Genomic DNA, 6,896 nt, shown 5'->3' on the forward strand with positions numbered 1-6,896 from the left:
CTCATCAGCAAAAATCCCGACTCGTCGACTGCAATCCGCCGAGCAGATGCGACATATCGACAAGCCGATGCGCAACGAGGTGCCGCACGTCGCCCTGACATTGCCAGACGCCGTACACCGCCAGCAGCGATGCGCCCAGCAACTCCTTGCGCTGCGCTTCGACGAGCTTCGGCCATACAATCACGTTGACGTTGCCGGTTTCGTCTTCGATCGTCACGAAAATCACGCCTTTCGCGGTGCCCGGCTGCTGCCGCACCGTGACGATGCCGCAGCCGCGTGCAAGCCGGCCGTTGCGATACGTGTTCAGCGTCGCGGCCGGTATCAGCCGGTGCTCGAGCAACTGCGGTCTTAGCAACTCGAGCGGATGGCGCCCGAGCGTGAGGCCGGCGGACCGATAGTCCGCGACGATATCCTGCGCTTCCGACGGTGCGCCCAGCGCAGGCGTTTCGTCCGTGACCGCGGTGCCCGCCAGCATGTCCTTGTCCGGCACGGCGGCCACCGACTGCCACAACGCTTCACGACGATTGCCGGCAAGCGTCGCGAGCGCATTCGCATCGGCCAGCACATGCAGGTCGCGGCGGTCGAGCTGCGCGCGGTGCGCGAGATCGTGCACGCTGATGAATGGCCGCACGGCGCGTGCAATCTCGATGCGCTCCGCTGCGCCGTCCTTCATACCGCGTAGCAGCGAAAGCCCGAGACGCACCGCAGGACGCGCTTCGCCCGCGAGTGTCTCGAGCGACGAATCCCAGCCGCTCACCATGACGTCGACCGGCAACACCCTGACACCATGACGCTTCGCGTCTTGCACAAGCTGCGACGGCGAGTAAAAACCCATTGGTTGGCTATTGAGCAACGCAGCGAGAAACGCCTCGGGCTCGTGACACTTGAGCCAGCTGCTCTTATAGACGAGCAGCGCAAAGCTGGCGGCATGGCTCTCCGGAAAACCGTACTCGCCGAAGCCTTTGATCTGCTCGAAGATCGAGTCGGCGAAACTCTTTTCGTAGTCACGTTCCAGCATGCCGTTGACGATCCGATCATAGTATTTCTGCAGGCCGCCCTTGCGCTTCCAGGCCGCCATCGAACGACGCAGCTGATCGGCTTCGCCCGGTGTGAATCCAGCCGCGATAATTGCGACCTGCATCACCTGCTCCTGGAAAATCGGCACGCCGAGCGTGCGGCCCAACGCAGTCTTCAGCCTGTCGCTCGGATAACTCTCCGGCTCGAGCCCTTGACGCCGCCGCAGATACGGATGCACCGCCCCACCCTGGATCGGCCCGGGCCGCACGATCGCGACTTCAATGACGAGGTCGTAGAACTCCTTCGGTTTCAGCCGCGGCAGCATGCTCATCTGCGCACGCGATTCGATCTGGAACACGCCGATCGTATCGGCGCGCGAGATCATTTCGTAGGTCTTCTCGTCATCATCCTTGATCGACTGCATTTCAAAAGGCTCGCCGCGCCGCTGCGCGACGAAATCGAGCGCGCGGCGAATCACCGACAGCATGCCGAGCGCCAGCACATCCACTTTCAGCAAACCAAGCGATTCGAGATCGTCCTTGTCCCACTGGATGACCGACCGATCCGGCATGGCCGCATTCTCGACAGGCACGAGCCGTGTCAGCTTGCCGCGGCTGATCACGAAACCGCCCGAATGCTGCGATAGATGCCGCGGAAAATTGAGTAGTTGCGATGCGAGCTTCGCCCACATCTGGATCAACGGCGTTTCCGGATCGAGGCCTACCTCTTCGAAACGCTTCAGCAGATCGCGGCTCGAATCGAACCAGTGATGCGACTTCGCCACCTTGTCGACGATCTGCGGATCGATGCCGAGCGCCTTGCCGGTTTCCCGCAGCGCACCGCGCGGCCGGTAAGTCGATACCGCCGCTGCGATCGCCGCGCGGTCGCGGCCATATTTGTTGTAGATATACTGAATGACTTCTTCGCGCCGCTGATGCTCGAAGTCGACGTCGATATCCGGCGGCTCGCCACGCTCTTTCGAAATGAAACGCTCGAACAGCATGTTGCCCTGGTCCGGATTCACTTCGGTGATACGAAGGCAATAGCAAACAGCCGAGTTGGCTGCCGAGCCACGTCCCTGACACAGAATGTGCTGACTGCGTGCATAGCTGACTATGTCATAGACCGTCAGAAAAAACGGCTCGTATTTCAGATCTTCGATTAGCGCCAGTTCGCGTTCGATTTGCTGCCGGGTCTCGCAGGGAATGCCCGATGGAAAGCGTCCTTGTGCGCCTTTGTACGTTTCCTGCCTTAAATAGGTGGTCGGCGTGAAGCCTGCGGGGATGATCTCATCGGGATACTCATAGGCGACTTCCTTGAGCTGAAACGTACAACGTCCAAGCACACTGAGCGTCTCTCGCAACGTGTGCTCGGGATAAAGCTTGGCGAGGCGCACTCGCGCACGCAGATGCTGTTCCGCATTCGGCGCGAGATCGTAGCCGCATTCATATACCGGCTTGCCGATGCGAATTGCCGTCAGCGTGTCCTGCAACGGCTTGCGCGAGCGCACGTGCATTACGACGTGACCGAGCGCGACGACCGGCACCTGCAAATAGCCTGCGACATGTTCGACCGCACCGCGATGAATATCGTCCATCGCGCGCTGATGCAGCACGAGGCCGACCCATGCCCGGCCCGGGAAAGTCTCGTCGAGCCATTTGATTTGCGCCTCGAGCGCTTCCTCTTTCGCGGGAAATTCCGGCACCAGAATGGCAAGACAGTCGGGCATGCCGCGCAGATGCGCGTGATCGCGATCGGGTCGCGACAGGTCATGCGGCGTCACGCGGTAGTCGCCTTTCGGCGCGCGCTTGCGGGCAAGCGTGATCAGCTCCGACAGGTTGCCGTAGCCCTCGCGGTTCTGTGCTAGCAGGATGAGTCCGAAAGCCGGCGAGCCATCGGCATTGCGCAGCTGAAAATACGAGCCGATGACGAGCGGCAAGCTCGTTTCCTTTGCCGCGACATAAGCGCGCACAGCGCCTGCAAGCGAGCATTCGTCGGTAATGGCCAGTCCCGAATAGCCCAGTTCCAGCGCGCGCTGCACCAGTTCCTCCGCATGTGAGGCGCCATGCAGGAACGTGAAATTGGAGAAGCAGAACAGCTCCGCGTACGCCGGCAATGCGAACGATGCAACGGATGGTTCGACGAACGTCGACGTATCGGCCGACAGGGGCATGGGCTGAGCGGAAGATGGATCCATGGTCTCGTTGTGTCGTGCTTCCTGTCGTGCTTCCTGTCGTGCTTCCTGTCGTGCTTCCTGTCGCGCTTCCTGTCGCGCTTCCTGCAGCCGTTAGCCGAACAGACCATGCAAAAACCAGCGCTGTTCCTCATCAGCGGCCGCACGGCTGTTGACGCGCTCGAGGTAGATCCAGTAGCAGCTGAGATCTTCCGCCTGCATGACGTAGTAGTCGCGCGTAATGAAGCCGTTGTCGAACCAGCCGGCTTCGATGCGTTCGGCTCGTGATACCTTGCGCAGCGGCGAACCGTAGAACGGCCTGTTCTGACGCATCAACAGGCGCACCGGTGTTTCCAGCAGCCATGTCGGGCGCGGCAAGCCCTGCGGCAATGCGATCTTCTTTTCCCGATCGGCGACCGGCACCCAGCGATTCGCGATCTCCGGACGGTAATCGGCCGTCGGCGCGGGACGCAGCACGTTTTCCGCGCCCAGACGCGCGATGAGCAATTCAAGCAGACGCGCATGGTCTTCGCGTGTGCCGCCCGGCTCCGGGAAAAGACTGTCGGTGGCGGGCTTCGCCGATGCGATTTTTGTCGCATCGAGTCGCAGCGCAATGGCCGGCGCCGGCAATTCCGCTCGATGCAGACGCTCCTTCACGAGCCGCAGCAGATGCTCCTCGCGCCATGCCGGTTCGCCGAGTGCAATTTCGATCAGCGTCGGCTCGAGCGCCTGCCTGCCCCGTTCGTGTTCGAAAGTAAGCATCACCGCGGCGGCCGCGAGTTGCTTCGCGCATAGCCAGCCACATAGTTGTGCAAGCAACCGATGCGCGGCAAATACCGCACCGTCCGCATGCTCAAGACGATCAGGCAACTCGATGCGCGCGGCAAAAGTGGGCGGCAACTCGAGCCAGTCGAACAGCTCGGGCGCCATGCCGAAGGCGCGATCGAGCGAATCGAGCAGATGCTCGCCGCAACGACGCTGCAAGCCCGCGCGCGGCAGACGACGCACATCGGCAATCGCTTCGCAGCCAAGCCCCGTGAACCAGTCGGCAAACGGACGGATTTCCGGCACCGCATGCATCGGCAATGGCGCGAGCGCGCGCTCGAGCGAGCTGATTTGCAGCACTCTCCGATTGCCGTGTTTCGCGAGCAGCCACGCGCCCTGGCCGGTCGGCGCCGCGCTGATGCGCGCGGTCAGGCCGAACGTATCGAGCAACGCCTTTGCCTGCCGGCACAGCGACAGCACGCCACCGAAAAGCCGCAGGCTCGCGCCGACTTCGACGATGATCGTCGCCTCGTCGAGCAAGGCGACATCCGGTGAGAACTTCATGAGCGCGATGCCGACTTCCTGCTGCACGGCGTTTTCGCGTGCGATGTCGCGCTCGTATAAACGTGTCTGCGGTGCGAGGGTGTGCACGCCTCCCCGCTTCATGCCGGGACGCACACCGGCCGCCCGGGCCGCGCGATCGACGATGACCACCACGCCCTTCTCCAGCACGGCACAGCCATGCGCCACCCCGGCTGCCGCATGCTCACGCGACCACTTCGGCTGGAAGACTTCGAGGCGCAGCTTCGGCAAATGGACGGCGAGAAAGACGCGCATGACGGGAATACAGAACAGGAGTGGGTTGCAGGGAAATCGACAGAGGCTCCGCGCGCATGGGACCTCGTCGTTTCACAATGTCGATCATCAAACCTTCCGCGGCCGGCCGTAACGCCAATCGCAATAAGGCAGGCGATGAATCTTGTGCGGCCGTAAGCGGCCGAACCATGATGAACAGCGTCTCGGATGATTGAGCAGCCAGATGCAGGCGCCGCAACGACGATGCTTTCGCGTGCTGCACCCACAGCAGCACCGCGCCGCAACTGCCGGCCTGAAGAATCTGCTCGGCAGACCATAATGCGTCGGTGATCTTCGTCGCCTTGATCTGCAACAGCCGATCGAGCGACAGACCGATGTAGTTCAGGCCCGGCCCGTCCGGGATATGCGGCGGCTTGATCAACGCGATGGGCCGCTCGTTGAGCAGACTGAGTGCGGGCAGCAGAAGCCGCATTTCACCGACACCGGGCTGGTCCACCATCAAATCGACGAGTTCACCGAGCGGCCATCCGCCACCCGGCAATTCCGCGGACAGGACCGGATAGCCTGTGTCGACCGTCTTCCCCCGCCCGTGCGCAAGCTGCGAGGCTCGCCAGAGCGCCGGATGAATTTCTTCGGCAGGGATCGCCACGGTTGACATCGATTGTAGGAAAAGACTGTATATCCATACAGTATCCTACACGTAATTCAGAGCTTTGAACGGGTACTTTTTGAAATGCGCGGAAGGGGATTCGACTGAGGTAAGAAGATGAACTGAGCGCTTTCAGGCTGAAGAATGCGTTCTTATAGCGATAGTCGCGCTCGGCCATTGGACGCAGCGCGGGCTACACCCAGGCGACCTATATGCCGCGGATCCGACACCCGATGGAAACGCCGATACATGCGCGCACGGCCCGCGCGAGCGCCGTTTTTGTGATCGCGCCCAACCCGTTTTGTTCAAGCTCATATTGCCTGCGTTAACGCGTATCGCATATCTTCAGACGGGTGGCAATAAAGACGTCGACTGAAAAATTCGAGTTCATGTGATGAACGACACAATAGCCGATATCGAGCGGATCGAAATGGACGCATGGACCGACTGCTATGCCGCAGCGCCAGCCGCCTTTTCAAGCGCAGTTGGGTTGTCCGTCCAGCGGGTGGGCAACTTTGGATTGTTCGCTGTCAGGAAGTCGCAAAAGATCATCTTTAACAGATCGTTGGCGATAGGCATCAGCGAAGGCGTCGATCAAGGCACCGTCGAAAAGGCGGTAACGTGGCTAAGAGATCATTGCGGGCCGATGTGGGCTGTCCCTCTGGCCGTTGGCGCACGCCCCCTGGATTTACCCGAGTGGCTTTCACGGAACGGCTTGACGTTAGCGAAGCCGGGGGTTGCCAAATTTCGGCGCGCCGCAACAGAGCCCGTCAACACGATTGAATGCCCGTACGACGTGCGGCTCGCCACCGCCGCGCATGCTGCTGATTTCGGCATCACGGTAAGGCAGGGATTCGAGATGAACGAAGGTTTTGAGAATTGGTTCGGGGCCTTGTGCGGACGGCCGAACTGGAGAACTTACGTTGCCTATGACGGATCAACGCCGGTCGGGGCCGGAGCCATGTTCCTCAAGGACGGCAACGCATGGCTCGGGATAGGCACGACGCTTCCCACGCACCGTGGCAAGGGGGTGCAAAGCGCCATGCTCGCGCGTCGTATCAACGACGCTGCTGCGCTCGGCGTGAACATGCTGACCGTCGACACCTACCATGCTGGCATCGGTGAGCCGGCGAATGGGTCGCATCGCAATGTGGTTCGCGCAGGCTTCTCGTTTGCATATTTCCGACCGCATTATGTCGCGCAGTAGAACACCCAGATGTCCGATGCGTGCGGCGAAGTCCGAAGGGCGGTAGTAATCAATCCGGTGTCGGCTGCCTGGAAGTTCAAACGATCTAATTCAAGGCGCCTACAGCATTGCCGACTGCGGAAGGTGCGAAGAGTCTTCTTTCACTGCCTTGGAGTGCCAAACCGTTTTTAGCCGCCGTAAACGCACAAACCCCGCCCTGATGAGGGCGGGGTTAGTGTTTCTGCGAGGGGGAGCCTGACGATTACCTACTTTCACACGGGCAATCCGCA

General features: G+C 61.1%; 4 protein-coding genes. 1 reads left to right on the forward strand and 3 read right to left on the reverse strand.

From position 1 onward, the window contains the following. Positions 1-4 precede the first annotated feature (4 nt). From ACYPXD_RS23685 to imuA, 3 genes are all read right to left on the reverse strand, one after another. Positions 5-3,190, reverse strand: a complete 3,186-nt coding sequence (locus ACYPXD_RS23685) for an error-prone DNA polymerase (protein WP_459716769.1) — start codon at positions 3,188-3,190, stop codon at positions 5-7. 114 nt (positions 3,191-3,304) lie between these two features. Continuing rightward, positions 3,305-4,792: a Y-family DNA polymerase gene (locus ACYPXD_RS23690; RefSeq protein WP_459716702.1), complete on the reverse strand. Its 1,488-nt coding sequence runs from the start codon at positions 4,790-4,792 to the stop codon at positions 3,305-3,307. After that, the gene (gene imuA / locus ACYPXD_RS23695) at positions 4,722-5,429 is read right to left on the reverse strand and encodes a translesion DNA synthesis-associated protein ImuA (protein ID WP_459716704.1); all 708 of its coding nucleotides are present in this window, start codon (positions 5,427-5,429) and stop codon (positions 4,722-4,724) included. Before imuA ends, ACYPXD_RS23690 begins: the two co-directional genes overlap by 71 nt. A gap of 385 nt (positions 5,430-5,814) precedes the next feature. On the opposite strand from imuA, the gene ACYPXD_RS23700 reads away from it, so the two are divergent. Further along, positions 5,815-6,627, forward strand: coding sequence for a GNAT family N-acetyltransferase (locus tag ACYPXD_RS23700; RefSeq protein ID WP_459716707.1), 813 nt, complete (start codon positions 5,815-5,817; stop codon positions 6,625-6,627). Positions 6,628-6,896 lie beyond the last annotated feature (269 nt).

It is taken from the genome of Paraburkholderia sp. 2C, from assembly GCF_054589215.1.